The sequence below is a fragment of the Methylocystis sp. SC2 genome (assembly GCF_000304315.1).
Classification (GTDB): Bacteria; Pseudomonadota; Alphaproteobacteria; order Rhizobiales; family Beijerinckiaceae; genus Methylocystis.
This window is the reverse complement of the sequence record NC_018485.1, coordinates 1,130,975-1,152,534: the sequence shown is the minus strand read 5'-3', so window position 1 is coordinate 1,152,534 and position 21,560 is coordinate 1,130,975. Positions and strand designations below refer to the sequence as shown.

Below are 21,560 nucleotides of genomic sequence, written 5' to 3'. Positions count from 1 at the left end.
GCCGGCGGGAATATCTTTTAGGCTAGGCTCCGTGTCTGGGGATTGCGCGAGCGCACATCAAAACCAGGGAAGTCGGCATGCGTCGGTCGCTATTCGCCTTTGTTCTTTTCGGCGCGCTCTCCTGCGGTGAGCAGGCGGCGGCGATAAAGCTGACGCTCGCCTATCCGGCGGTGCTGCGCGCCGGTCCAGGGGAGAATTATGCGGCGATCACGACCGCGCCGGCGGGAACGGAAATCAAAATCATCCGCGACGATCCAAGCTGGACGCGCATCGCCATCGACAACAGGCGCTTTTTCGTCGCGACCCTAGAGCTTGTGTTCATGTCGTCGAGGGTCACCCAGACGTCAGGCTGCGATTTCGGCTATCCCTATTCGGGCAGCACCCAATATTTCGCCTCGCCGTTAGCGGAGTTGCGCCACAGCTGGCCGCTTGGCGACCTGCTCGGCTATCATAACCGCTTTCCTTGCTAGATCACAGGCTGTCGCCGGCGCGCGCGAGTTCGACCTGCGGCGACCGCGTCGCCTTATCCTCGAACTTCGCCCGGTAGACGACGAAATTCTCCATCACCCGCTGCACGTAATTGCGCGTTTCGGTGATCGGAATCCGCTCGACCCAGTCGATCGGATCGACATTGGGCTTGCGTGGATCGCCATAGGCGTCGATCCATTGCTTCACCCGACCGCCGCCGGCGTTGTAGGCGGCGAAGGTGAGGAGATAGGCGCCGCGATATTCGCCCAGCAGAATGCCGAGATGCGCCGCGCCGAGCTGGGCGTTGAAGGGCGGATCGCTCAGCATCCGCGACATGTCGAAGCTGACGCCGCGCATATAGGCGGTGTGCCGCGCCGTCGAGGCGATCATCTGCATCAGTCCCATGGCGCCGGCGGAGGAGACGGCCTTGGGATCGAAGGCGCTTTCCTGGCGTGCGACGGCGAAGACCATCGAACGGGACGCGGAGCCGGGAAGCGCGTTGAAATCCGGAACGCCATAGGCGGGGAAGGCGACGTCGTCGAGCGCGATTCCCCTATAGGAGGCGGCCTTGCCGTAAATGAGCGAGAGTTTCGCGTCGCCCTGGCGCGCAATGACTTCCCCGAGCGCCGCGACCTGCGCCTCGTCCTGCAAGTATTTTGCGCTGTCGAGCGCAAGCGGCGCCGCGACCTCCTTCTCGCCCACGGCGAACAGCAGCTCCGCGACGCGAACCGCTTCGGCGCGGCTGTCGCCTGAGGCGGCTGTTGGCGGCCGGCGAAGCGGGCGCTCGTCGGCGCCGAGGCGGGAATTGGCGAGCTGCCCGTAGAACGTCGTCGAATGCGTGGCCGCCTGGAGATAGAAATTGCGCGCTTTGGAGTCATCCTCGGCGTGCGCGGTTTCCGCCGCGCGTCCCAGCCAGTAAAACGCGCGAGACTTTTGCAGCGGCGTCTCGGCGACCTCTGCGAGCCGGGCGAAATGGCGCTCGGCCTTGATCGGGTCGTTCAAGAACCGCAGAGCGATCCAGCCGGCGTTGAATTCGGCGTCGACCTTGTTGCTGGTTTTGACGGCGGCATGATCCGCGCAAAGCTTGTATGCGGTCTGCGGATCTCCCTGGTCGAGAAGCTTGCGGGCGATGATGCGCCGCTCCTCCCACCAGGCGTCGCCGTCGATGACCTTCTCGATGTCGCGCGGCGCATTGCGCAGCAGCGCGCCCGCTTCAGCGAATTTCTTGTCGTTGCGCAGCTTGTGCACGCGTCCGTAAAGCAGTCCGGGGTCGTTCTGCACAGACGCCGGCAAAGCGGCCGCCAGCCTTTCGACGCCGGAAATGCGCGCGCGGGCGAGCAGCGCGACGTCCTTGCCGGCGAGCTCCGCGCTGCGCAAGGCGAGCGTATTCTTTCCGGCGTAGAGCAGACGATCGGCGCGGAACTTGTGATCGGCCGGCGTCAGAAACTCGCCGAGCTCCTTGTTGAAGATCGTATCGAATCCCTGTCCGATATCGTCGTTGCGCCAGGCGTCGCGCGCCAGCGCCGCCGCCGTTTCGAAATCGCCTTCGCGCGCGATCGCCCGCGCGAGGGCATATTTGCCAAAGCCGGTGAGCGGCTTGTTGTCCGCGAACCAAGCCAGCACGCTCTTGTCGGCGTGGCGCTCGGCGACGAGCGCCTGCTCGGCGCGACGGCGCAACCAGTCGCCGGCGGGCCAGTCCGGGTGAGCCGCAAGGAATTCGGCGATGCGCCTGAACCCGGCTTCGCGGGGATGCAGCCGAAGGCCGGTCCACCGCGCGGCGTCGGCGAGCGGCGCATCGAGTCGCGACGCGGCGTCGTCACCTTGAGCGAAATCTCCGGCTTTATATATGGCGACCGCTTGTATGAAGCCGTCTGTGTCGCCGCCCAGCAGCGCGGCGAGATTCGCCTTCGCCGCAGCGCCGTTGAGCCAGCCCTGCGCAGGAACGTAGGCGACGATCGGCGGCAGCCCGCCTTCGTCGGCGGCAAAGAGTGAATTTTCCAGAGGATGCGCGGCCTCGTCGTCAGCGTGTTTGCGGTCGACGAACTCGTGCACAGCCTCCTGCAACGTGCCGACCCGCGAGCGCCAAGCGCCGAGACTGAAAGGGATCGAAGGCGTCCAACCCCCGGAGGCTTTGCGCTTCGCCTCTCCGTCGCCAAGACGGTCAAGGCCGGTGAAAGCAGGCGCGGCGATCACGAGGGCGGCGATGCCGACCGTCAGTTTGAACCGCGTCGCGACACGTCGAGGCAACATTATCACCGCGTTTCCCTACTGGTATGAGAAAGCTGCGCTCATTTGGTTTACGAAGGGTCAACTTCGCGCGCCATCTGTGGTCTTCGATCTCTCGCCGCTTCCCAGTATAGCGTGGGGCTTTCCTCAACGCAGCCCAACGGCTATGAAGGGCGTTCAATCTTAGCGACGCGATTACGGCGGCTCTGAGGCGTAGGGAAAGCATTGATTCTATGAGCGTAAAGCCGATTTTTCATGGGTCGATGACGGCCCTTGTCACGCCGTTTTCCCATGGAGAGGTCGATTATGACGCACTGCGCGCGCTGATCGATTGGCAGATCGAAAATGGAACGCATGGCCTCGTGCCCGTCGGCACGACGGGCGAGAGCCCGACGCTGAGCCACGAGGAGCATGGGCGGGTCATCACCGAGACGATTCGCGCCGCGCGAGGGCGGGCGCCGGTCGTCGCCGGCGCGGGCTCGAACAACACCCGCGAGGCGATCGCCATCGCCGGCCACGCCGAACGCGCCGGCGCCGACGGGCTCCTGATCGTCACGCCTTATTATAATAAGCCCAATCAGGAAGGGCTGTATCTGCACTTCAAGGCGATCAACGACGCCGTCTCGATTCCCATCATCATCTACAATATCCCGCCGCGCTCGGTCATCGACATGAGCGTCGAGACCATGAAGCGCTGCGCCGAATTGAAGAATGTGGTCGGCGTGAAGGACGCCACCGGCAATATCGGCCGCATTTCGCTGCAGCGCGCGGCGATGGGGCCGGAGTTCATCCAGCTTTCGGGCGACGATCTCACGGCGCTCGCCTGCATGGCGGCGGGCGCGCATGGCTGCATCTCCGTCGTCGCCAACATCGCGCCGCGGCTTTGCGCCGATCTGCAGAACGCCTGTCTCGCCGGCGACTACGCCAAAGCGCTGGAGATCCAGGACAGGCTGACGCCGCTGCATGTCGCGACTTTTCTTGAGGCCGGCGTCACGGGCGCTAAATACGGCTTGTCGCTTCTCGGCAAGGCTGAAGAAGAGGTGCGTCTCCCGCTGGTGCCGTGCACGCAACCGACGAAGGATCGCATACGCGCGGCGATGATCCACGCCGGCGTGCTCCCCGCCTAGAGCGCTTCCCGATCACACGAAATCATGTGATCGATAGGAATTGCTCGAAATCAAAATGGTGGAGCAGGTTCGCATCTTTTTGGGAACCTGCTCTAAGGCGCCAGATTCTCGTCTCGCCTGTGTCGAGACGCTTTGAGGAAAATCAGTGGCCGCAAAGCCGGATCCGAATTTCAAGGTCGTCGCCGACAATCGCAAGGCGCGCTACAATTACGAAATCGGCGAGATTTTCGAAGCAGGGCTGGCGCTGACGGGCACGGAGGTGAAGTCGCTGCGCACGGGCAAGGCGACGATCGCCGAAAGCTACGCCCATGTCGATCGGCAAGGCGAGGCATGGCTGGTCAACGCCAACATCCCGGAATATCTCGCCGGCAACCGCTTCAACCATCCGCCGAAGCGGCCGCGCAAACTGCTGCTCAAGTCGCGGGAGATCGTCAAGCTGTCGCAGGCCGTCGAGCGCGAGGGCATGACGATCGTGCCGCTGAAGCTCTATTTCAACGCCAAGGGCAGGGCCAAGCTGCAAATCGCCCTAGGAAAGGGCAAGAAGCTGCACGACAAACGTGAAGTCGAAAAGAAGCGCGACTGGAGCCGCGAAAAAGGCCGCCTGTTGCGCGCCCGCGGCTGACCCCGACCTCCCAGGGTTCGGCGTCCTGCAGTCGAGACGCCGAGCATCGGGTTGTCCGTCAGGGCCGCGCCGTCACTCGCCGTCTTCTTCTTCGGCGTGAGCCGCCTGGGGCGTGGGACGAGGACGCTCCTGATAGCGCTGCATGCGCTCGGCGCGCTCGCCCGGATCGCGGCCGATCTTGCCCACGAGATGGATGAGGTCGATGAATTCGTCGGCCTGGCGACGCAACTCGTCAGCGATCATTGGCGGCTGAGTGGTGATCGTCGAAATGACCGAAACCCGAACGCCGCGCCGCTGCACGGACTCGACAAGCGACCGGAAGTCGCCGTCGCCCGAGAACAGCACCATGTGGTCGATATGGCCGGCCATTTCCATGGCGTCGACCGCCAGCTCGATGTCCATATTGCCTTTAACTTTGCGACGGCCGAGCGAATCGACGAACTCCTTCGTCGGCTTAGTCACGACCGCATAGCCATTGTAGTCCAGCCAATCGATAAGAGGACGGATTGACGAATACTCTTGGTCCTCGATCAACGCAGTGTAGTAGAACGCGCGGATCAGACGGCCCTTGCCCTGAAATTCGCGGAGCAAGCGCTTATAATCAATATCGAATCCAAGTGATTTCGCGGTCGCGTATAAGTTCGCGCCATCAATAAACAACGCAGTTCGTTCGATATCTGCCATCTTAGTCTCGCGGTCGGGTTACGGTGTTAAACGCGGGCGTCGCCGGCTAACGCCGTCAACCCGCAGTTCGGCGTTTCGCTCAATCGTCTGATGTCCGGCGCCCAAATTAACAAATGGCGATTGCGCCGTTCCCGCTGCATTCGCCGGCTATTCACGCCATCTCTGAAAAGCGCCGCACACATCTCAGGCAAATACATCGCCTCTCCATGTCACAGCGTCAAGAGGAACTGCGTTTTTTTACGGGACGATGATTGGGCATTTTCTAGAAAAAATCCCCAAGGCAGCGTCAAAAAAAATCGCCCGCGCGTCTAGAGCCAAGAGATTATTGCCTATTTTTTCCAATTGGCGTATCAGCGCTACTCCCGAACCGAATGGAGCTTGACAGCAGATGGCGCGCGTTACTGTCGAAGATTGCGTCGACAAGATCGAAAATCGCTTCGACCTCGTCCTTCTCGCGGCGCATCGGGCGCGGAACATCTCGTCGGGTCAGCCGATCCTCGTGGATCGCGACCGCGACAAAAATCCGGTGGTCGCCCTGCGCGAGATCGCTGAATCGGCGCTCGCCCCGGAAGACCTTTCCGAGGATTTCATCCACTCGCTGCAGCATCACGTCGAGGTCGACGAGCCGGAGGCCGAAGCGGCGCCGGCCTTGACCCCTGCGGTCGCCGGCGAACTCGAAGTCGAGGGCCAGTTCGACCGGATGACGGAAGAAGACCTGCTGCGCGGTCTCGAAGGGCTGGTTCCGCCCGCCGAGGTCGAGGACGAAGCGGAGTAGGGTCGGCCCGATCCCCGCTGGCGGGGCGTCGGCGATGCCTCTCCGCCGCGACGCCTCCGCCACGCCGCCCTTCGCGCCCTCGCCGTCGGTCATCCTCGCCGTTGGTCTTCGTCGCCGTTGGTCATGGCGGCTGGCCTGCGCTATCCTCGCTCGACACACGCGCCGCTCCGGCGCCGCTCGCTTGCCTGTCGCGTGGAACTTGCGCATGGGCGGCGGCCGGGTCGGCGCATAACCAGTCTTTGGCGCCACGCGCATGATGCGTCAGTACGAGCTTGTCGAACGCGTGCGGAAATATAACCCGCGCGTCGACGAGGATTTGCTAAACCGGGCCTATGTCTACGCGATGAAGGCGCATGGGGCGCAAACCCGCGCCTCCGGCGATCCTTATTTTTCGCACCCGCTCGAAGTCGCGGCGATCCTCACCGATCTGAAGCTCGACGACGCGACGATCGTCGCGGCGGTGCTGCACGATACGCTCGAAGACACCGACGCGACGCGCGAAGAGATCGACCGGCTGTTCGGCGAACAGATCGGCAAGCTGGTCGAAGGGCTGACCAAGATCGAGAAGCTCGATCTGGTCACCAAACAGGCGCGGCAGGGCGAGAACTTCCGCAAATTGCTGCTCGCCGTCGCCGAAGACGTGCGCGTGCTGCTCGTCAAACTCGCCGACCGCCTACACAATATGCGCACGCTGCATTTCGTCCCACAGGAAAAGCGCGCGCGCATCGCTCAGGAGACGCTCGACATTTATGCGCCGCTCGCCGGCCGCATGGGCATGCAGCGGCTGCGCGAGGAACTGGAGGGCCTCGCCTTTCGGCATTTGATGCCGGAAGCGCATCAGACCATCGAGCAGCGGCTGCATGATCTGCGCGCGAAGAACGGACGCATCATCAAGCGCATCGAGGACGAACTCACCAAGGAGTTCGAGGCCCGCGGCATCACCGCGGCGGTCACCGGACGCCAGAAGACGACCTTTTCCGTGTGGCGCAAGATGGAGCGCAAGTCGATCTCCTTCGAGCAATTGTCCGACATCTTCGGGTTTCGGATCATCGTCGGGGCGGTGGAGGATTGCTATCGCGCGCTCGGCGTCGTGCATACGAAGTGGCCCAACGTCCCCGGCCGCTTCAAGGATTACATCTCGACGCCGAAACAGAACGACTATCGTTCGATCCACACGACCGTCATCGGCCCCGGCCACCAGCGCGTCGAACTTCAGATTCGCACCGCCGAAATGCATGAGATCGCGCGCTTCGGCATCGCCGCGCACGCGCTCTACAAGGATGCGGTCGGCGCGCATGGCCGCGAGCAGCTCGCCAAGGAAAGCCGCGCCTTCCGCTGGCTGCAGGAAACGCTCGATCTCCTCGCGCATGGCGACAATCCAGAGGAATTTCTAGAGCATACGCGCCTCGAACTGTTTCAGGATCAAGTGTTCTGCTTCACGCCGAAGGGCGGATTGATCGCGCTGCCGCGCGGCGCGACGCCGATCGATTTCGCCTACGCCGTGCACACCAAGCTCGGCGATTCAGCCGTTGGCGCGAAGATCAACGGACGCGTCGCCCCGGTGTTGTCGCAGCTGAAAAACGGCGACGAGGTCGAGATCATCCGCGCCGAGGGGCATGTGCCCCCTGCCGCCTGGGAGGGCGCGGTGGCGACCGGCAAGGCGCGCGCCGCGATCCGACGCGCGACGCGCGACGCTGTCCGCCAGCAATATGCCGGGCTCGGCCGCCAGATCGTCGAACGCGCCTTCGAGCGCGCCGGCCGCGTCTGGAGCGAAGAGAAACTGAAGGCGGCGCTGACCAGGCTCGCGCGCCCGTCGGTCGAAGACGCGCTCGCCGCCGTGGGCCGCGGCGAAATCTATTCGGGCGACGTCGTCAAAGCGGTCTATCCGGATTTCAGCGAAGAGCGCAAAGCCGCGCCGACCGCCATCGGACCGGGGGAGCCGGGCTGGTTCGGCGTCAAGGCGAACGCCAATGTCGTCTTCAAAGCGCCCGGCGCGAAAGAGGGCGGCGGCGCGATTCCGATTCGCGGGCTGCGCGGCGACGCGCCGGTGCGTTTCGCGCCCGACGGCGGCGCCGTGCCGGGCGACCGCATCGTCGGCATTTTCACGCCGGGCGAAGGCATCACCATCTATCCGATCCAGTCGCCGTCGCTCACCGCCTTCGACGATCAGCCCGAACGCTGGCTCGACGTGCGCTGGGATATCGAAGCCGGCTCCTCGGCGCTGTTTCCCGCGCGGCTCGTCGTCACCGCGATCAACGAGCCGGGCACGCTCGGGGCGCTGGCGACGCTGATCGGCGAGACGGGCGCCAATATCGACAACATCAGCTTCAAGGCGCATTCGCCGGATTTCCGCGAAATGACCTTCGATCTCGAAGTCGCCGATCTCAAGCATCTGAACGGCGTCGTCACGCGGCTGCGCGCGAGCGCTTTGGTGAGCAAGGTCGAGCGGATGATTGGGTAGTTGGAGATTAAAATGGACGTCAACAATTTTCAGCGTGTCGGTTCCATCAGCAATGCGCATGCAGGAAGGGAGTTCGAGCAAGCGGCGCAGTTGTTTTTTGCCCGCCAAGGCATCGATTTGATTAGCAACTTTGGCGTGGAAGTGGGTTTTGCCAAGAGAAAAATCAGAAAGTTCGATCTGGGATCGAGCGATCCAGCTGTCGTCGTGGAGTGCAAATCACACAACTGGACGCAGGGGGGCAACATTCCAAGCGCAAAAATTACTGTTTGGAATGAGTCGATGCTGTACTTTCATATCGCGCCGGACCGGTACAGGAAAATACTTCTGGTGCTCCGGAGTGTCCGGAGCAATCAGTCGCTTGCTGAGTATTATTTACGCAACTACGGCCATCTTATCCCACCGGGTGTCGAAATCTGGGAGTGCGACGCGACGGGCTGTTCCGGTCAGTGCATATCTCCGCGTTGAGCTATAGCCTAGAAAGAAAGCGAGTCGATCGCCGCGCCACCGTTCTACAATGTGAAATGTGGCTGTGCTGACCTCGCCCGCACCTAGCGACGCTCTTCGTTGCATCCGTTAAAGCGTGCCGATCAGACGGGGTGCTGCTTTCTTGACGGCCGGCAGCGTTACATCTTCGACAGCTTTTGCAGCTTAAGCAAATCGAGGGCGAGAGTCGGGGCCTCCCCTGGCAGGCGGGTGAATCCGTGATGTAGGTAAAAGGCTTCGGCGGCGGGCGAGATCGCATGGACGATCACCAGCCGCGCCGAGACCTCCGCCCCCGCCCGCAGCGACCGCCGCACCACATCGGCGAGCAGCGCGCGCCCCAATCCCTTCCCCTGCCACGCGCGATCGATCGCCAGACGCCCGAGCGTCACCGCCGGAATCTGTCTCGGCATGTTCCGGCGCATGAAGCCTTTGACGTCCTGCGCGAGGATTTGCCCCATGCTCAAGGCGAAATAGCCGATAATCCGGCCAGATCCAGCGGGGCAAATCACATAGGTGCGGCTGGCCGCGACTTGCAGATTGGGCCATGCGCGATTGCGCAGCCAGTCATCGAGCACGGGTTCGCCACAGTCGAAAGACGCCGTGTCATGCGCTTGCGTCAATAAAACGGGCGGGCTGAATAAAGGCGCTGCGTCAGTCACTCTGCCACGGGGCTTTGGCTTGAAGGATGCGCTTCATGCCCGCCGCCTCGTCTTGCGTCGCTTCGGCATCCATCCAGTCCATGATTTTTTTGAAAGTTTTCGCGTCGGCGTAGAGGGTCGATTGGTCGAGCAGAATGTTTTTGGCCTCTTTGAGCGCCGAGGCCATCATGAATTGCGAACGGTTCGATCCCACCAGTTCCGCCGCCTGGTCGATCAGCTTCTTGTCCCGCGCTCGGGCGCGCAGATGAATATTGACTTCGGCGGATTGGCGGGGGCGAGCGGTCATTTCGGTATCATATCAATGTGTGTTGACAACTGCAACACATCGGCGCCGCCCGCCGGCCGCTATTTCAGCGGCAGATAAACCTCGGTCAGATGGCGGTGTTCGGGCGTGTCGTGATCGAGGTTCAGATAGTGGAAATAGACCGGGAAATCCCGCAGCTCTTCACCTGAATCCGGCAGCCAGTCGCGATAAAGCGCATAGACGGTCTCGTCGATCCGCTCGCGCGAGCCAGCATGGATCGTCATGGCGCAGCGCCCGCCTGGGATCGTCTTGGTGACGACGCCCTGTTCATTGGCGGGAACCGGCGCCGGCGCCGAGCCGCAAATATCGAAGCGAAACTCCTCCGGCGGCGTCGTATTGGGGTCGTTATAGGGCACGCCATAGGTCTCGCATCGGCTGACCGGAGAAAGCCCGGACGACTTGCGCCAGGCGATGAAGCGCTGCACTGAGTCGTTGAGCAGCGCCGGCGCGCCGCGATGTTCGAGCGCCGCGACCAACACGGGTTCGACCTCGATGATCTTTACGTCCATGTCTTTCGTCCTTTCACTGGGTGGGAGGCTTATTCGAGATCGCGCGCTCCATGACGCCCAGTCCGGCGTCTTGCGGAACGCGCTGGGCGTTTGGCCAAATGCGGCTTTGAAGGCGCGGGAAAAGGATTCCGGATTTTCAAACCCCGAATCCAAAGCGACGTCGATGATCGGCGCGGTGGGATTGAAGGCGAGTCGGTAAGCGGCGCGCTTCAGCCTCATGAATTGAACGTAGCGCGAGAGGCTGATCCCGCAGTGCTGGGAGAATTGCCGAAGGAAGTGGAATTTTGAGAAGTTCGCGACTTCGCTCAGCGCGTCGATGGTCAGCTCTTCGTCGAGATGCTTGTCGATGTAATCCAGCACGCGATTGATGCGCCGCGCATAGTCAGCTTCCTTTCGTCTTGTCTTGGTCTCCATGTTTGCATCGTAGCAAGCGCAACGGCCGGCTTCCTGACTGAAATTGCTCTTTGCGCCGTCGCGCCGGCCGCACGCCCAATGACAAACCGTCCGCCTGCGCGCTATGAGAGCGGCATGACCACGAAACCCCTTCGCCTCGGCGTCAACGTCGATCATGTCGCCACCGTCCGCAACGCGCGCGGCGGGCCGCGGCCCGACCCCGTTCGCGCCGCGCTGCTCGCCATTGAGGCCGGCGCCGACGGCGTCACCGCGCATCTGCGCGAAGACCGCCGTCACATCAATGACGCGGACATGGCGCGGCTGAAGGCGGCGATCTCGAAGCCGCTCAATTTTGAGATGGCGGCGACCGAGCAGATGCTCGACATCGCCGTCGCGACCGCGCCGCACGCCGTCTGTCTCGTGCCGGAAAAGCGCACCGAGCGCACGACGGAAGGCGGTCTCGACGTCGTCGGCCAGCACGATTACCTGCTGCCTTACGTCGACCAGCTGACCCGAGAGGGCGTGCGCGTGTCGCTGTTCATCGAGCCGTCGGCCGAGGCGATCGACGCGGCCGTCTCCATCAAGGCGCCGGTCGTGGAGCTCCATACGGGCGCCTGGTGCCACGCCGTCGAGGTCGGGGATATGGGCCGGGCCGAGGCGGAATTCGCGCGGGTCGCCGAAGCCGCCGCCTATGGCGCCGCCCTCGGCCTCGAGATTCACGCCGGCCACGGCCTCGATTATGCGACGGCGCGCCGCGTGAGCGCCTTGCCGCAGATCATCGAACTCAATATCGGCCATTTTCTCGTCGGCGAGGCGATATTCGTCGGGCTCGCCGAGGCGATCCGGCGGATGCGCGAGGCGATGGCGCAGGGCCGGGCGCTCGCCTCCTAGGGCCGGGGCGCGGCGCGGCGGATGGCAAGCGCAGGCGCGGCGTTAGCGTTAATCCCGATCGGGCGGAGACGCGCCGGCTGGGCGCGCTAAGGTGGCGGGCGGTCATCCATTTGACGCCGTCCCGCGCCTACTCTTTGGCTCGGGCGAAGGTTCTCATGGAAGCTGTAGCGTGATAAGCCGGGCGGCCGGGCGGGCCGACGCCGCCCAAATGCATGAGGAGTGAGTCGGCTTGAGCAGGAACGTTCCGGTGGCTGAAAAACGCGAAGAGGGCGGGGTTTTCGAAACCATCAAGGTCATCCTTCAGGCGCTGGCGATCGCGCTTGTCATCCGCACGCTGCTCTTTCAGCCGTTCAATATTCCGTCGGGCTCGATGATCCCGACTTTGCTGATCGGCGATTATGTTTTCGTGTCGAAATACGCCTATGGCTACTCGAATTACTCGATGCCGTTCGGCCCCGACATTTTCTCCGGCCGCATTCTCGCTTCGCCCCCCAACCGCGGCGACGTCATCGTCTTCAAGCTGCCGCGGGACAATGAGACCGACTACATCAAGCGCGTCATCGGCCTTCCGGGCGATCGCATCCAGGTCATCGACGGCCGGCTCTATATCAACGGCGTCATCGTGCCCCGCACGCCGCTCGAAAAGGAAGTGACGGAGAACCGCGAAGGCCGTGAAGTCCCCGTGACTACGTATCAGGAAACGCTCCCCGGCAACGGCGATCATCCCGCGGTCGAACATACGATCATCGAAATCGAGGGCGATCACGGCATCAACGACAACACCGATCTGTTCGTGGTGCCGCCCGATCACTATTTCATGATGGGTGATAATCGCGACAACTCCACGGATTCGCGCATCGCGCCAGAGCTTGGCGGCGTCGGCTTCGTGCCCTTCGTCAATCTCGTGGGCCGCGCCGAGATCATCTTCTTCTCGGTCAGGAAGGATGAATCGGCGCTCGCCTTCTGGCGCTGGCCGTGGTCGGTGCGTTGGGACCGGCTGTTCCGGCCCGTTCATTGATCGGACGCGCAGGCGTGACATGACGCGCAGCCGCGACGAGGGGCTCGCTGATCTCGAGGCGCGTATCGGACATGACTTCGCCGATCCGGCGCTGCTCGGCCGCGCGCTGACGCATGTCAGCGCCTCGCCAGCCCGCCGCGATTCATACGAGCGGCTGGAGTTTTTGGGCGACCGCGTGCTCGGCCTCGCCGTGGCGCACATGCTCTATGACGCCTTTCCAAACGAGAGCGAGGGCGAGCTGTCGCGCCGCCTTGCGGCGCTGGTGCGCAAGGAGACCTGCGCCGAGGTGGCGGAAGCCTGGGGCGTCGGCGCAGCGATGCGGCTCGGCGAGGGCGAGGCCCAGACCGGCGGACGCGGCAAACGCGCCCTGCTCGGCGACATTTGCGAAGCGATCATCGGCGCCGCCTTTCTCGACGGGGGCGCCGCCGCCGCCGAACAGATCGTTCGCAAGGCGTTCAGCGACCGCATGGCGGCGAGCGGCCAGGACTTGCGCGACGCGAAGACCGCCTTGCAGGAGTGGGCTCAGGCGCGCGGCCTCGCCACGCCCCGCTACCGGCTCGTCGCCCGCAGCGGACCGGACCACGCGCCCTTCTTCGAGGTCGTCGTGGAGGTGCAGGGATTTGCGCCCGCGCCAGGGTCGGGCGCCTCGAAACGGGTCGCGGAACAGGCTGCTGCGGCGGCGTTTCTGGCCCGCGAAGGCGCGGCCACAGGAAAGGGCGACACATGAGCGGCGACGACGAATTGGCGCGGGAGGACACGCGCTGCGGCTTCGCGGCGCTGGTCGGCGCGCCCAACGCCGGCAAGTCGACGCTGCTCAATCAACTCGTCGGCGCCAAGGTCTCGATCGTGTCGCGCAAGGCGCAGACGACGCGGGCGCTGGTTCGCGGCATCGCCATCGAGGGCGCGGCGCAGATCATCCTCGTCGACACGCCGGGCATCTTCAAGCCGAAGCGGCGGCTCGATCGCGCCATGGTGGCGAGCGCGCTCTCGGGCGCCGCCGACGCCGACGTGATCGCGCTGCTCGTCGACTCCCGCAAGGGGATCGACGAAGAAGTGGACGCGCTACTGACGCAGCTTCAGCACGCCAAGGCGCCCAAGCTCCTCGTCCTGAACAAGATCGATCTCATTCCCCGCGAAAGGCTGCTGGCGCTGGCGCAAACGCTCAACGCGCGCGAGACATTCGACGAAACCTTCATGATCTCGGCGCTGAAAGGCGACGGCGTCGGCGATCTGCGCAAAGCGCTCGCGCGGCGCATGGGGCCCTCGCCCTGGCTCTATCCCGAGGATCAGCTCTCGGACGCGCCGCTGCGGCTGCTCGCCTCGGAAATCACCCGCGAGCAGATCTATGAGCGGCTGCACGACGAATTGCCCTATCAGTCGACGGTCGAGACCGACTCCTGGACCAATCAGAAGGACGGCTCGGCGCGCATCGAGCAGACGATCTTTGTCGCGCGCGACAGCCAGAAGAAGATCGTCATCGGCGAGGGCGGGCGCACCATCAAGGCCATCGGTCAGGCGGCGCGCCGCGAGATCGCCGAGGCCGCCGAACAGAAGGTGCATCTCTTCCTGTTCGTGAAGGTCCGCGAAAATTGGGCGGACGACCCAGAGCGCTATCGGGAGATGCGCCTGGATTTCCCCAAGGGCGAATAATATCGGCCAAGATCGGGTGATTCGCGCGGCGCGGGAGAATTGGATGTCTGACGAACGCAAGGCGATGACCGCCTATCGCTTGCTCACCGGGCCGGATGACGCGGCCTTTTGCCATCGCGTCACGCAAGCGTTGAGCCTCGGCTGGCGACTCCACGGATCGCCCTCGCTCACCTTCGACCCGACGCAAAACCGGGTGATCTGCGGCCAGGCTTTGATCAAGGATGTCGAAGGCTTAGATTACCGGCCGGATATGAAGCTTTCCGAAGTGTGAGCCTGATATGGAATGGCGCGACGACGCTCTCATTCTCGGCGCGCGTCGGCATGGCGAAACGTCCGTCATCCTCGAGCTGATGACGCGCGGACACGGCCGGCATCTTGGTCTCGTTCGCGGCGGCCGCTCGCGCCGGCTTCGCCCGATTCTGCAGCCCGGCAATCTCGTCGTCGTGCAATGGCGCGCGCGTCTTGAGGACCATCTCGGCGCCTTGACGGTCGAGCCGCTCGCCGCCCGCGCCGCGCATTTTCTGGACCGCGCCGCGGCGCTCAACGGCGTCGCCTCGCTTTGCGCGCTTTTGCGTCTGCTGCCCGAGCGCGATCCTCATGAGGAATTGTTCGAAATGGCCGACGCCATTGCGGCGCTGTTCGGCGACATTCGCGCCGCTGAAGGCGCCGCGACGATGTTGGCGCGATTCGAGCTTGCGTTGCTCGGCGCGCTCGGCTTCGGGCTCGATCTCAACGCCTGCGCGCTGACCGGCGCGAGGGACGATCTCGCCTATGTGTCGCCGAAATCCGGCCGCGCGGTGAGTCGCGCCGCCGGCGCGCCGTGGCGCGACAAACTCCTGCCTTATCCCGACTTTCTTCAGCATGAGAGCATTGTGGCGGAGCAGGCCGATCTCATCGCCGCGTTCCGGTTGACCGGATATTTCCTGACGCGCGACGTGCTCAAGCCGCGCGGCGTCGCGCTGCCAGCGGCGCGCGAACTTTACGTCGGCGCGCTTTTGCGCGTGGCGTGAGGAAAAACCAGGGGACGCGTCGGCGAGTCGCTTAGAGCGCCTCTCGATCGCACGGACTCATGCGATCGATTAGGAATCACTTAAATTCAAAATGTTTAGCGGCGCTTGTCGCCGCAGATATAACGCGATTCATGGCTGCTGACGCCGTAGCCCTGATCGATGTCGACGAGCACCTCGCGGCAGAGCGCCTGCATGTCTTCGTCGGCGTCGCGCGGCTGAGCCGCGCGGTCCCGCGCGGCGACCGCCGACCCGGCGACCGTCATTTGCGATCTATCCAAGGCGAACGAGGCGGATGTTACGAGCAGCGCGGCGATGAGCGACGAAAGCAGTTTCTTCATGGGCGCCATGTTCTGAAAGCCGCGGAAAACCGGCGAAAATTCGACCGCGCCGATCCGCGCCATCGCTTCGCAAGCCTTCTAATGGACGAAACGCGACGTCTGCAAGACCTTATTTGTTACAATGCCGCATAAAACGTAGTCGATGCGTCGACGACGCGCTTGCAGAGCGAAAGAGCCGCCTCGAAATCCTTCGCTTGCGCCGACGCCCCCGCGGCCATAGTACCGATCACAAAGGCAGAATCGGGTTTTTGACATGGCGCAAAAAGGCGGCGGGGGAAGCGGAAAAGGCAAGAGCGCAAGCGACGTTAGCGTGATTGCGCCGGTCGATCTGCGCGAGGCGCTCGAGGAGCGCTATCTGCGCTACGCGCTTTCGACCATCACCGGCCGCGCGCTGCCCGACGCCCGCGACGGGCTTAAACCCGTGCACCGCCGCATCCTTTACGGCATGCATATTCTTCGCCTCGACCCCGGCGCGCCGTTCAAGAAATGCGCAAAGATCGTCGGCGACGTGATGGGCTCGTTTCACCCGCATGGCGACCAGGCGATCTATGACGCGCTGGTGCGCCTCGCGCAGGACTTCTCCTCGCGCTATCCGCTCGTCGACGGGCAGGGCAATTTCGGCAATGTCGACGGCGATTCGGCGGCCGCCTATCGCTATACCGAGGCGCGCATGACGGCGGTCGCGCGCTCTCTTCTGGAAGGCATCGACGAAGACGCGATCGACTTCATTCCCAACTATTCCGGCGAGGAGAAGGAGCCGGTGGTGCTGCCGTCGGCGCTGCCCAATCTGCTCGCCAATGGCGCACAGGGGATCGCCGTCGGCATGGCGACGTCGATCCCGCCGCATAATCTCGCCGAGCTGTGCGACGCGGCGCTCTATCTCATCTCTCACCGCAAGGCGACCGCCGAACAGCTGCTGACCTTCGTGCAGGGGCCGGATTTTCCGACGGGCGGCATTGTCGTCGACAGACGCGACGAGATCATCGAGACCTATCGCACCGGGCGCGGCTCGTTTCGTGTGCGCGCGCGCTGGAGGAAGGAGGAGCTGCCGCGCGGCGGCTGGGTCGCCGTCGTGACGGAAATCCCCTACGGCGTGCAGAAGTCGCGGCTCATCGAACGGCTCGCCGAACTCATCTCCGAGCGCAAACTGCCGCTCGTCGCCGATGTGCGCGATGAATCGGCCGAAGACGTGCGCATCGTTTTCGAGCCGCGTGCGCGCACGGTCGATGCGGCGCTGATGATGGAGACATTGTTCAAGCTCTCCGAACTCGAAACGCGCTTTACGATGAACATGAATGTGCTCGTCGACGGCGTCACGCCGCGCGTCGTTTCGCTCGACGATGCGCTGCGGCAATGGCTCGACCATCGCCGGACCGTGCTGCAGCGCCGCTCGCGCCACAGACTCGCGGCGATCGTACGGCGCATCGAGCAGTTGGAAGGCATGGTCATCGTCTTTCTCAATCTCGATGAGGTGATCCGCATCATCCGCGAAGAGGATGACGCCAAGGGGGAATTGAAAAAGGCGTTCAAGCTGACCGATCTTCAGGTCGAATATATTCTCGACACGCGGCTGCGCGCTCTGCGGAGGCTCGAAGAAATGGAGCTGAAGAAAGAGCTCAGCGAGCTCTCGGCCGAGCGCAAGGACATCGAGGCGCTGCTCGCCGACGAGGACAAGCAGTGGAAGACCATCGCCTGGCAGGTGCGCGAACTCAAAAAAACCTATGGTCCGCAGACGCCGATCGGCAAAAGGCGCACGAGTTTCGAAGATGCGCCCGAGGCGATCGATCTCGACCTTGCCGAGGCGATGATCGAGCGCGAGCCGGTGACGATCGTCGTCTCGCAGAAGGGCTGGATTCGCGCGCTCAAGGGGCATGTGCAGGATCTCTCGAGCCTGCAGTTCAAGGGCGACGATGCGCTCGCCGCGTCATTCTTCGCGCAGACGACGTCGAAAATCCTGGCGCTCGCGTCGAACGGCAAGGCCTATACTTTGGAGGCCTCGAAACTTCCCGGCGGGCGCGGACATGGCGAGCCGATCCGGCTTTTCGCCGAGATCGAGGAGGGCGCCGAGGTCGTCGCCGTTCTGCCGCATGTTGCGGGCGAAGCGCTGCTGCTGGTGACGAATGACGGACGCGGCTTCGTCGTGAGCGAAGACGATCTCTTGTCGTCAACGCGCAAGGGGCGCGCGGCGCTCAACGTGGAGCCGCCGTCGAGATTGAAGATCGTGACGCCGGCGCAGGGCGACACGATCGCGATCATCGGCGAGAACCGAAAGCTGCTGGTGTTTCCCTTGAGCGAAGCGCCGCGCATGGCGCGCGGCAAGGGCGTGCGCATGCAGCGCTACAAGGACGGCGGCGTCTCGGACGCGAAGGTTTTCGCATTGAAGGACGGTCTGACCTGGACCGACGCCTCCGCCCGGGTCTTCACCATCGACAAAACGGAACTGAAGGACTGGATCGGCCACCGCGCCGAAGCGGGACGATTGCCGCCGCGCGGCTTTCCGAGGAATAATCGGTTTGGGTGAGGGTAATTTGTGTTGGCCGGCTGCTCTGATGATGAGCTGAGCGGATGATGGGCTGCCCGGTCAGCTCATTTCGTGGCGGCCGCCAGTCCGGCCATGGCTATGTCACGCCAGATTTCAGAGACGTCCATCTGGTAAGCGCCAGAGCGCAGCAGCCCGATCAATTCGATCGTAGATTCTCGCCATGTAAGAGTCTCGACGCGAGGCGGCCGTTTCTCGTCTGAGAGCGCTTGCATGAGGGCCTCTACGAGGCTCGCGGAATCAAGGAGATCGAAATAGCGCACATCCGAGCCGCCAAGCTCGCGAAACTGGGGGATGTCGCTGGCGATGACGGGGGCGCCGCATTGTGCGGCCTCCACCAAAGGCAAACCAAAGCCTTCGGCGAAGGTCGTGAATACGGCCGCGCACGTCTCGCGGTAAAAGTGGCGCAAATCCGCGTCACTCGCGTCCTCTAGCCAGAACAGACGCCGTCCCCTTTCCTCATGCTGCCGCAAGCGCTGTTCAAACGCCCGGGCGTTCCACCCGGGTCTGCCAACAATGACAAGGTTGACGTCTATGTTGTCGGCCCAAAGACGTTCGAAAGCCTCGATAGCGACCGGATAGCCTTTGCGCGCCTCGACTGTGCCGACGCAGAGAAAAAACGGGCCTTGCGCCGCGATTTCGATTGCGGCTGCGCCTGGTTCGCTGGAGGTTTCAGCCGATAGATTGGCGCCCAGCCGCCACCAGCCGATTTTTTGGCTCCTGCACCATTTGTATCGCATCATTGCATATTCGGCATAGCACTTCGCGGAACTCCGAGAAATTGCAACGACCGCATCGCTCCGGGAGACGACTTCGCTGAGCCAAGTTTCAAAGGCGATCACGAGTTCGGGCCCATATAACGTCGGATAGAGGACTGGAAAAAGATCATAAACGCCCGCTACGACAGCGCCGCCTTTTTCTCTGAAGGAGTTGATGGCGTGCGCATAATTGTCCACATTGTTCCAGCCAGCGTCTAGTAACAGGAGTATATCGCCAGGACGCGCTTCGATCCTGCCCATCACTCCTTCTATTTCGGCTAGTATGAGTCCCCCGCGAATCTGGACCGGTTGGCCGTTTCCCAGTTCCGTGACGTGATGAGCGGTCTCGCCGACAACGCGTTGAATACCGGTTACTTTGTCGAAAAATTTGGTGTCACTGACATCAACGTATATGCATGGCTGGTCCCCGGGCGCGCTCGTAATGAGCGGGAACTGTTGCTGCGGGGCCGGCCGTGGGGCTTCCTCTTCAACTTGGGCCGCGGGAGACGTGCGACGTTGCGGAGCAAGCACTCGTGATAATGTCCAGTACAGCTCCAGCATCTTACGATAGGCGCCGCGCGTAATTGGATCGACGTCATACGTCGTGTCTACTTTTTGAGCCTCGAGCTTATGGCGCCTTTCCGCTTCAAACTGACAGCGCAAATAGCCAACAACTTTGCGGTGATCACGTTGCGCAATTGTCACGCTGGCCTCAAACATTGGAGGTTAAACCTGAAAAAGTGAACGTATCTGCGATCACCTGACTTCTTGAAGCGACAGTCTCGATGCCAGTTTAAGCGACGTCTAATCGTTCCGGAGTGGAGACCCGGAATGATTTGGCCAGCGCCGTGTAGGTTTATCAAGTAGTGACCTAGTTGTCCTTAGGGGCAACTCCTGTGGACACAATGCCGCTCTCTACCGATACGCTATCGGCAAATCAATCCATGACTTGCGAAAATGAAAATTTCTCGGCGCGGTTGGGAAAACGTCCCGAGTAGTTGGATGACCGTTCATGCGCGGAGATCGACGAGCTGGTGAAAGCCGTCGCGGTTTACGTGCAGGAATCTTCATAACGCGTGCAATCTGCCCCCTCTCCCGCGCGAAGCGCGGCCGAGCGTTGGGGAGGGGGCGCTTCCAAGCGTTCCGCGGGAAGCTCAATCCGTCTTGGAAAAATCCGGAATCTTAAATCCTAGCTTGCCCTGGCGCCACAGCGTGAAGGCGACGCCGCCGGCGACAATGACGAAAACGCCGAAGGCGATGTAGAGGTAAAGTTCCTCGTCGGTGACGAGGCCGACCGAGAACGGATGCCGGCCCTCAAAACTTTTCGCGCCGTCGTCGCTCGTCAGCTTCGCGTAAAGCACGTATTCGCCGGGCTCCTTGAAATTCTGGTCGAAATTCACCATGCCGTTGCGAAATTTCTGCACCGGCAGGCGGCCGACGACGTCGGCTTCGGGGTCGGCCTCGCCTTTCGGCCCCTTGCCGCGCAGGATGCGGATGTCCCAATTCATGTCGCGCAATTCAGCGTCGGCGGCGTCGAGCACGATGACGCTGGGGCCGACGTCCGGCAGCGCGACGCATTCCCGGTCGACGTTCTTCTTGGGCTGCATGGCGACGAATTTCATCGACTTGCCGCCAACATCCTTGCCGCCAAGTTCATTGCCGCCAAGATCGATCGGACATTCCGGATCGTAATAATGCCAGCCGGCGGCCGTGGCGGCGCGGGGCGACAGCAACGACGCCGCGATGAAAACGAGCGCAATGCCCAGTAAAATTCTGCTCAAGGTCAACCCCGCCCCTCACATGCCGGCGTCGAGATAGGCCAGCATCTGATCCATGGCAAGCGCCGGCTCGGCGCAGCGCGCGTCGCCGACGATGCGGGCCGGCACCCCGGCGACGGTCTTGTTGGCGGGCACCGGGTCGAGCACGACCGATCCCGCGGCGATCATGGCGCAGCGGCCGATTTCGATATTGCCGAGGACCTTCGCGCCGGCGCCGATCAGCACGCCGCGCCTGACCTTCGGATGGCGGTCGCCGCGCGCCTTGCCGGTGCCCCCTAACGTCACGCCATGCAGCATCGAGACTTCATCTTCGACGACGCTGGTCGCGCCGATGACAAGTCCGGTCGCGTGGTCGATGAAGATGCTTTTGCCGATCACGGCCGCCGGGTGGATGTCGACCTGGAAGGTTTGCGAGGACAGGCTCTGCAGGATCAGGGCGAAGTCGCTGCGGCCGTTCTTCCACAGCCAATGCGCCAGACGATAGGTCTGCAGCGCATGGAAGCCTTTGAAATACAGCGCCGGCTCGATCAGCCTTGTGCAGGCGGGATCGCGCTCCAACACGGCGAGCAGGTCGGCGCGGAACGCCTCGACCAGTCCCGGTTCGCGCGCGGCGCATTCTTCGAACGCCTGGCGGATGGCGATATAGGGCGCCTCCGGCCGGTCGAGGCGCTGCGCCACGCGATGCGCGACCACTCCCAAGACGCCGTTCTGCGAGAGGATCGCCGGATGCAGGAAGCCGCCGAGCTCCGGCTCGCGGCGCAGCACGTCCTCCGCCTCCACGCGCAGGCGCGCTAACAAAGGATCATTCTGGGCGAAATCGATGATTTTCGCGCCAGATTCGCGCGTTTCGGCGCCCATCCGCCCCTC

22 protein-coding genes are annotated in these 21,560 nt (G+C 63.1%); 13 read left to right on the top strand and 9 right to left on the bottom strand.

Annotated features, from left to right (window positions below):
• The first annotated feature begins 77 nt into the window (after nucleotides 1-77).
• A complete protein-coding gene (locus tag BN69_RS05465) occupies nucleotides 78-470 on the top strand; it encodes an SH3 domain-containing protein (protein WP_014890564.1) in 393 nt (130 codons plus the stop codon).
• Nucleotide 471: 1 nt separating this feature from the next.
• On the opposite strand, the gene BN69_RS19985 is transcribed toward BN69_RS05465, so the two are convergent.
• The gene (locus BN69_RS19985) at nucleotides 472-2,718 is read right to left on the bottom strand and encodes a lytic transglycosylase domain-containing protein (protein WP_014890563.1); all 2,247 of its coding nucleotides are present in this window, start codon (nucleotides 2,716-2,718) and stop codon (nucleotides 472-474) included.
• Nucleotides 2,719-2,927: 209 nt separating this feature from the next.
• Between BN69_RS19985 and dapA the strand changes: the two genes are divergently transcribed.
• Complete coding sequence (gene dapA, locus BN69_RS05455; RefSeq protein ID WP_014890562.1) at nucleotides 2,928-3,821, top strand: 4-hydroxy-tetrahydrodipicolinate synthase; 894 nt, start codon at nucleotides 2,928-2,930, stop codon at nucleotides 3,819-3,821.
• Between the two features lie 145 nt (nucleotides 3,822-3,966).
• On the top strand, nucleotides 3,967-4,443 hold the full coding sequence (gene smpB / locus BN69_RS05450) for an SsrA-binding protein SmpB (protein ID WP_014890561.1): 477 nt from the start codon (nucleotides 3,967-3,969) through the stop codon (nucleotides 4,441-4,443).
• Nucleotides 4,444-4,515: 72 nt separating this feature from the next.
• Here the strand turns inward: smpB and BN69_RS05445 are convergent, their stop codons facing one another.
• Nucleotides 4,516-5,127 carry a LabA-like NYN domain-containing protein gene (locus BN69_RS05445; protein WP_014890560.1) on the bottom strand — a complete coding sequence of 204 codons (612 nt, stop codon included), beginning with the start codon at nucleotides 5,125-5,127 and terminating at the stop codon, nucleotides 4,516-4,518.
• A gap of 388 nt (nucleotides 5,128-5,515) precedes the next feature.
• On the opposite strand from BN69_RS05445, the gene rpoZ reads away from it, so the two are divergent.
• From rpoZ to BN69_RS05430, 3 genes are all read left to right on the top strand, one after another.
• Nucleotides 5,516-5,902, top strand: coding sequence for a DNA-directed RNA polymerase subunit omega (rpoZ, locus tag BN69_RS05440; RefSeq protein WP_014890559.1), 387 nt, complete (start codon nucleotides 5,516-5,518; stop codon nucleotides 5,900-5,902).
• A 253-nt stretch (nucleotides 5,903-6,155) separates the two neighbouring features.
• A complete protein-coding gene (locus tag BN69_RS05435; protein ID WP_041926809.1) occupies nucleotides 6,156-8,363 on the top strand; it encodes a RelA/SpoT family protein in 2,208 nt (735 codons plus the stop codon).
• Nucleotides 8,364-8,375: 12 nt separating this feature from the next.
• Nucleotides 8,376-8,828, top strand: coding sequence for a hypothetical protein (locus tag BN69_RS05430; protein WP_041927174.1), 453 nt, complete (start codon nucleotides 8,376-8,378; stop codon nucleotides 8,826-8,828).
• A 158-nt stretch (nucleotides 8,829-8,986) separates the two neighbouring features.
• Here BN69_RS05430 and BN69_RS05425 read toward each other — a convergent pair whose 3' ends face one another.
• The 3 genes from BN69_RS05425 to BN69_RS05415 are packed head-to-tail and all read right to left on the bottom strand — an operon-like array spanning nucleotide 8,987 to nucleotide 10,732.
• On the bottom strand, nucleotides 8,987-9,466 hold the full coding sequence (locus BN69_RS05425; RefSeq protein WP_148277040.1) for a GNAT family N-acetyltransferase: 480 nt from the start codon (nucleotides 9,464-9,466) through the stop codon (nucleotides 8,987-8,989).
• Between the two features lie 31 nt (nucleotides 9,467-9,497).
• A complete protein-coding gene (locus tag BN69_RS05420; RefSeq protein ID WP_014890555.1) occupies nucleotides 9,498-9,791 on the bottom strand; it encodes a type II toxin-antitoxin system TacA family antitoxin in 294 nt (97 codons plus the stop codon).
• Nucleotides 9,792-9,850: 59 nt separating this feature from the next.
• Nucleotides 9,851-10,732 (bottom strand): AraC family transcriptional regulator, encoded by an 882-nt coding sequence (locus tag BN69_RS05415; protein ID WP_014890554.1) that lies wholly within the window; start codon nucleotides 10,730-10,732, stop codon nucleotides 9,851-9,853.
• A gap of 114 nt (nucleotides 10,733-10,846) precedes the next feature.
• Here BN69_RS05415 and BN69_RS05410 point away from each other — a divergent pair, with 114 nt between their 5' ends.
• The 6 genes from BN69_RS05410 to recO all read left to right on the top strand — a co-directional run bounded on the left by BN69_RS05410 (nucleotide 10,847) and on the right by recO (nucleotide 15,280).
• Complete coding sequence (locus tag BN69_RS05410) at nucleotides 10,847-11,602, top strand: pyridoxine 5'-phosphate synthase (protein ID WP_041927173.1); 756 nt, start codon at nucleotides 10,847-10,849, stop codon at nucleotides 11,600-11,602.
• Nucleotides 11,603-11,849: 247 nt separating this feature from the next.
• Complete coding sequence (lepB, locus tag BN69_RS05405; protein ID WP_014890552.1) at nucleotides 11,850-12,620, top strand: signal peptidase I; 771 nt, start codon at nucleotides 11,850-11,852, stop codon at nucleotides 12,618-12,620.
• A 19-nt stretch (nucleotides 12,621-12,639) separates the two neighbouring features.
• Complete coding sequence (gene rnc / locus BN69_RS05400) at nucleotides 12,640-13,347, top strand: ribonuclease III (protein WP_014890551.1); 708 nt, start codon at nucleotides 12,640-12,642, stop codon at nucleotides 13,345-13,347.
• Nucleotides 13,344-14,270 (top strand): GTPase Era, encoded by a 927-nt coding sequence (gene era, locus BN69_RS05395; RefSeq protein ID WP_014890550.1) that lies wholly within the window; start codon nucleotides 13,344-13,346, stop codon nucleotides 14,268-14,270. Before rnc ends, era begins: the two co-directional genes overlap by 4 nt.
• Before the next feature lie 64 nt (nucleotides 14,271-14,334).
• Nucleotides 14,335-14,541, top strand: coding sequence for a DUF1737 domain-containing protein (locus BN69_RS05390; protein WP_014890549.1), 207 nt, complete (start codon nucleotides 14,335-14,337; stop codon nucleotides 14,539-14,541).
• A 7-nt stretch (nucleotides 14,542-14,548) separates the two neighbouring features.
• Nucleotides 14,549-15,280 (top strand): DNA repair protein RecO, encoded by a 732-nt coding sequence (recO, locus tag BN69_RS05385; RefSeq protein WP_014890548.1) that lies wholly within the window; start codon nucleotides 14,549-14,551, stop codon nucleotides 15,278-15,280.
• Between the two features lie 95 nt (nucleotides 15,281-15,375).
• On the opposite strand, the gene BN69_RS05380 is transcribed toward recO, so the two are convergent.
• Nucleotides 15,376-15,681, bottom strand: a complete 306-nt coding sequence (locus BN69_RS05380) for a hypothetical protein (protein ID WP_014890547.1) — start codon at nucleotides 15,679-15,681, stop codon at nucleotides 15,376-15,378.
• A gap of 190 nt (nucleotides 15,682-15,871) precedes the next feature.
• On the opposite strand from BN69_RS05380, the gene parC reads away from it, so the two are divergent.
• Nucleotides 15,872-18,139, top strand: coding sequence for a DNA topoisomerase IV subunit A (gene parC, locus BN69_RS05375; RefSeq protein WP_014890546.1), 2,268 nt, complete (start codon nucleotides 15,872-15,874; stop codon nucleotides 18,137-18,139).
• 65 nt (nucleotides 18,140-18,204) lie between these two features.
• Here parC and BN69_RS05370 read toward each other — a convergent pair whose 3' ends face one another.
• The 3 genes from BN69_RS05370 to cysE form a co-directional block, all read right to left on the bottom strand.
• Nucleotides 18,205-19,635, bottom strand: a complete 1,431-nt coding sequence (locus BN69_RS05370) for a glycosyltransferase family 4 protein (RefSeq protein ID WP_014890545.1) — start codon at nucleotides 19,633-19,635, stop codon at nucleotides 18,205-18,207.
• A 434-nt stretch (nucleotides 19,636-20,069) separates the two neighbouring features.
• Nucleotides 20,070-20,696, bottom strand: coding sequence for a hypothetical protein (locus tag BN69_RS05365; RefSeq protein ID WP_148277038.1), 627 nt, complete (start codon nucleotides 20,694-20,696; stop codon nucleotides 20,070-20,072).
• Nucleotides 20,697-20,711: 15 nt separating this feature from the next.
• Complete coding sequence (gene cysE, locus BN69_RS05360; protein WP_014890543.1) at nucleotides 20,712-21,551, bottom strand: serine O-acetyltransferase; 840 nt, start codon at nucleotides 21,549-21,551, stop codon at nucleotides 20,712-20,714.
• Nucleotides 21,552-21,560: the final 9 nt, after the last annotated feature.

Excerpts from the sequence above, each read along its gene's own strand:
- BN69_RS05465 (WP_014890564.1), top strand. The coding sequence starts at position 78 with ATGCGTCGGTCGCTATTCGCCTTTGTTCTTTTCGGCGCGCTCTCCTGC.
- BN69_RS19985 (WP_014890563.1), bottom strand. The coding sequence starts at position 2,718 with ATGTTGCCTCGACGTGTCGCGACGCGGTTCAAACTGACGGTCGGCATC.
- dapA (WP_014890562.1), top strand. The coding sequence starts at position 2,928 with ATGAGCGTAAAGCCGATTTTTCATGGGTCGATGACGGCCCTTGTCACG.
- BN69_RS05445 (WP_014890560.1), bottom strand. The coding sequence starts at position 5,127 with ATGGCAGATATCGAACGAACTGCGTTGTTTATTGATGGCGCGAACTTA.
- rpoZ (WP_014890559.1), top strand. The coding sequence starts at position 5,516 with ATGGCGCGCGTTACTGTCGAAGATTGCGTCGACAAGATCGAAAATCGC.
- BN69_RS05435 (WP_041926809.1), top strand. The coding sequence starts at position 6,156 with ATGATGCGTCAGTACGAGCTTGTCGAACGCGTGCGGAAATATAACCCG.
- BN69_RS05430 (WP_041927174.1), top strand. The coding sequence starts at position 8,376 with ATGGACGTCAACAATTTTCAGCGTGTCGGTTCCATCAGCAATGCGCAT.
- BN69_RS05420 (WP_014890555.1), bottom strand. The coding sequence starts at position 9,791 with ATGACCGCTCGCCCCCGCCAATCCGCCGAAGTCAATATTCATCTGCGC.
- BN69_RS05415 (WP_014890554.1), bottom strand. The coding sequence starts at position 10,732 with ATGGAGACCAAGACAAGACGAAAGGAAGCTGACTATGCGCGGCGCATC.
- BN69_RS05410 (WP_041927173.1), top strand. The coding sequence starts at position 10,847 with ATGACCACGAAACCCCTTCGCCTCGGCGTCAACGTCGATCATGTCGCC.
- rnc (WP_014890551.1), top strand. The coding sequence starts at position 12,640 with ATGACGCGCAGCCGCGACGAGGGGCTCGCTGATCTCGAGGCGCGTATC.
- era (WP_014890550.1), top strand. The coding sequence starts at position 13,344 with ATGAGCGGCGACGACGAATTGGCGCGGGAGGACACGCGCTGCGGCTTC.
- BN69_RS05390 (WP_014890549.1), top strand. The coding sequence starts at position 14,335 with ATGACCGCCTATCGCTTGCTCACCGGGCCGGATGACGCGGCCTTTTGC.
- recO (WP_014890548.1), top strand. The coding sequence starts at position 14,549 with ATGGAATGGCGCGACGACGCTCTCATTCTCGGCGCGCGTCGGCATGGC.
- BN69_RS05380 (WP_014890547.1), bottom strand. The coding sequence starts at position 15,681 with ATGGCGCGGATCGGCGCGGTCGAATTTTCGCCGGTTTTCCGCGGCTTT.
- parC (WP_014890546.1), top strand. The coding sequence starts at position 15,872 with ATGGCGCAAAAAGGCGGCGGGGGAAGCGGAAAAGGCAAGAGCGCAAGC.
- BN69_RS05370 (WP_014890545.1), bottom strand. The coding sequence starts at position 19,635 with ATGTTTGAGGCCAGCGTGACAATTGCGCAACGTGATCACCGCAAAGTT.
- cysE (WP_014890543.1), bottom strand. The coding sequence starts at position 21,551 with ATGGGCGCCGAAACGCGCGAATCTGGCGCGAAAATCATCGATTTCGCC.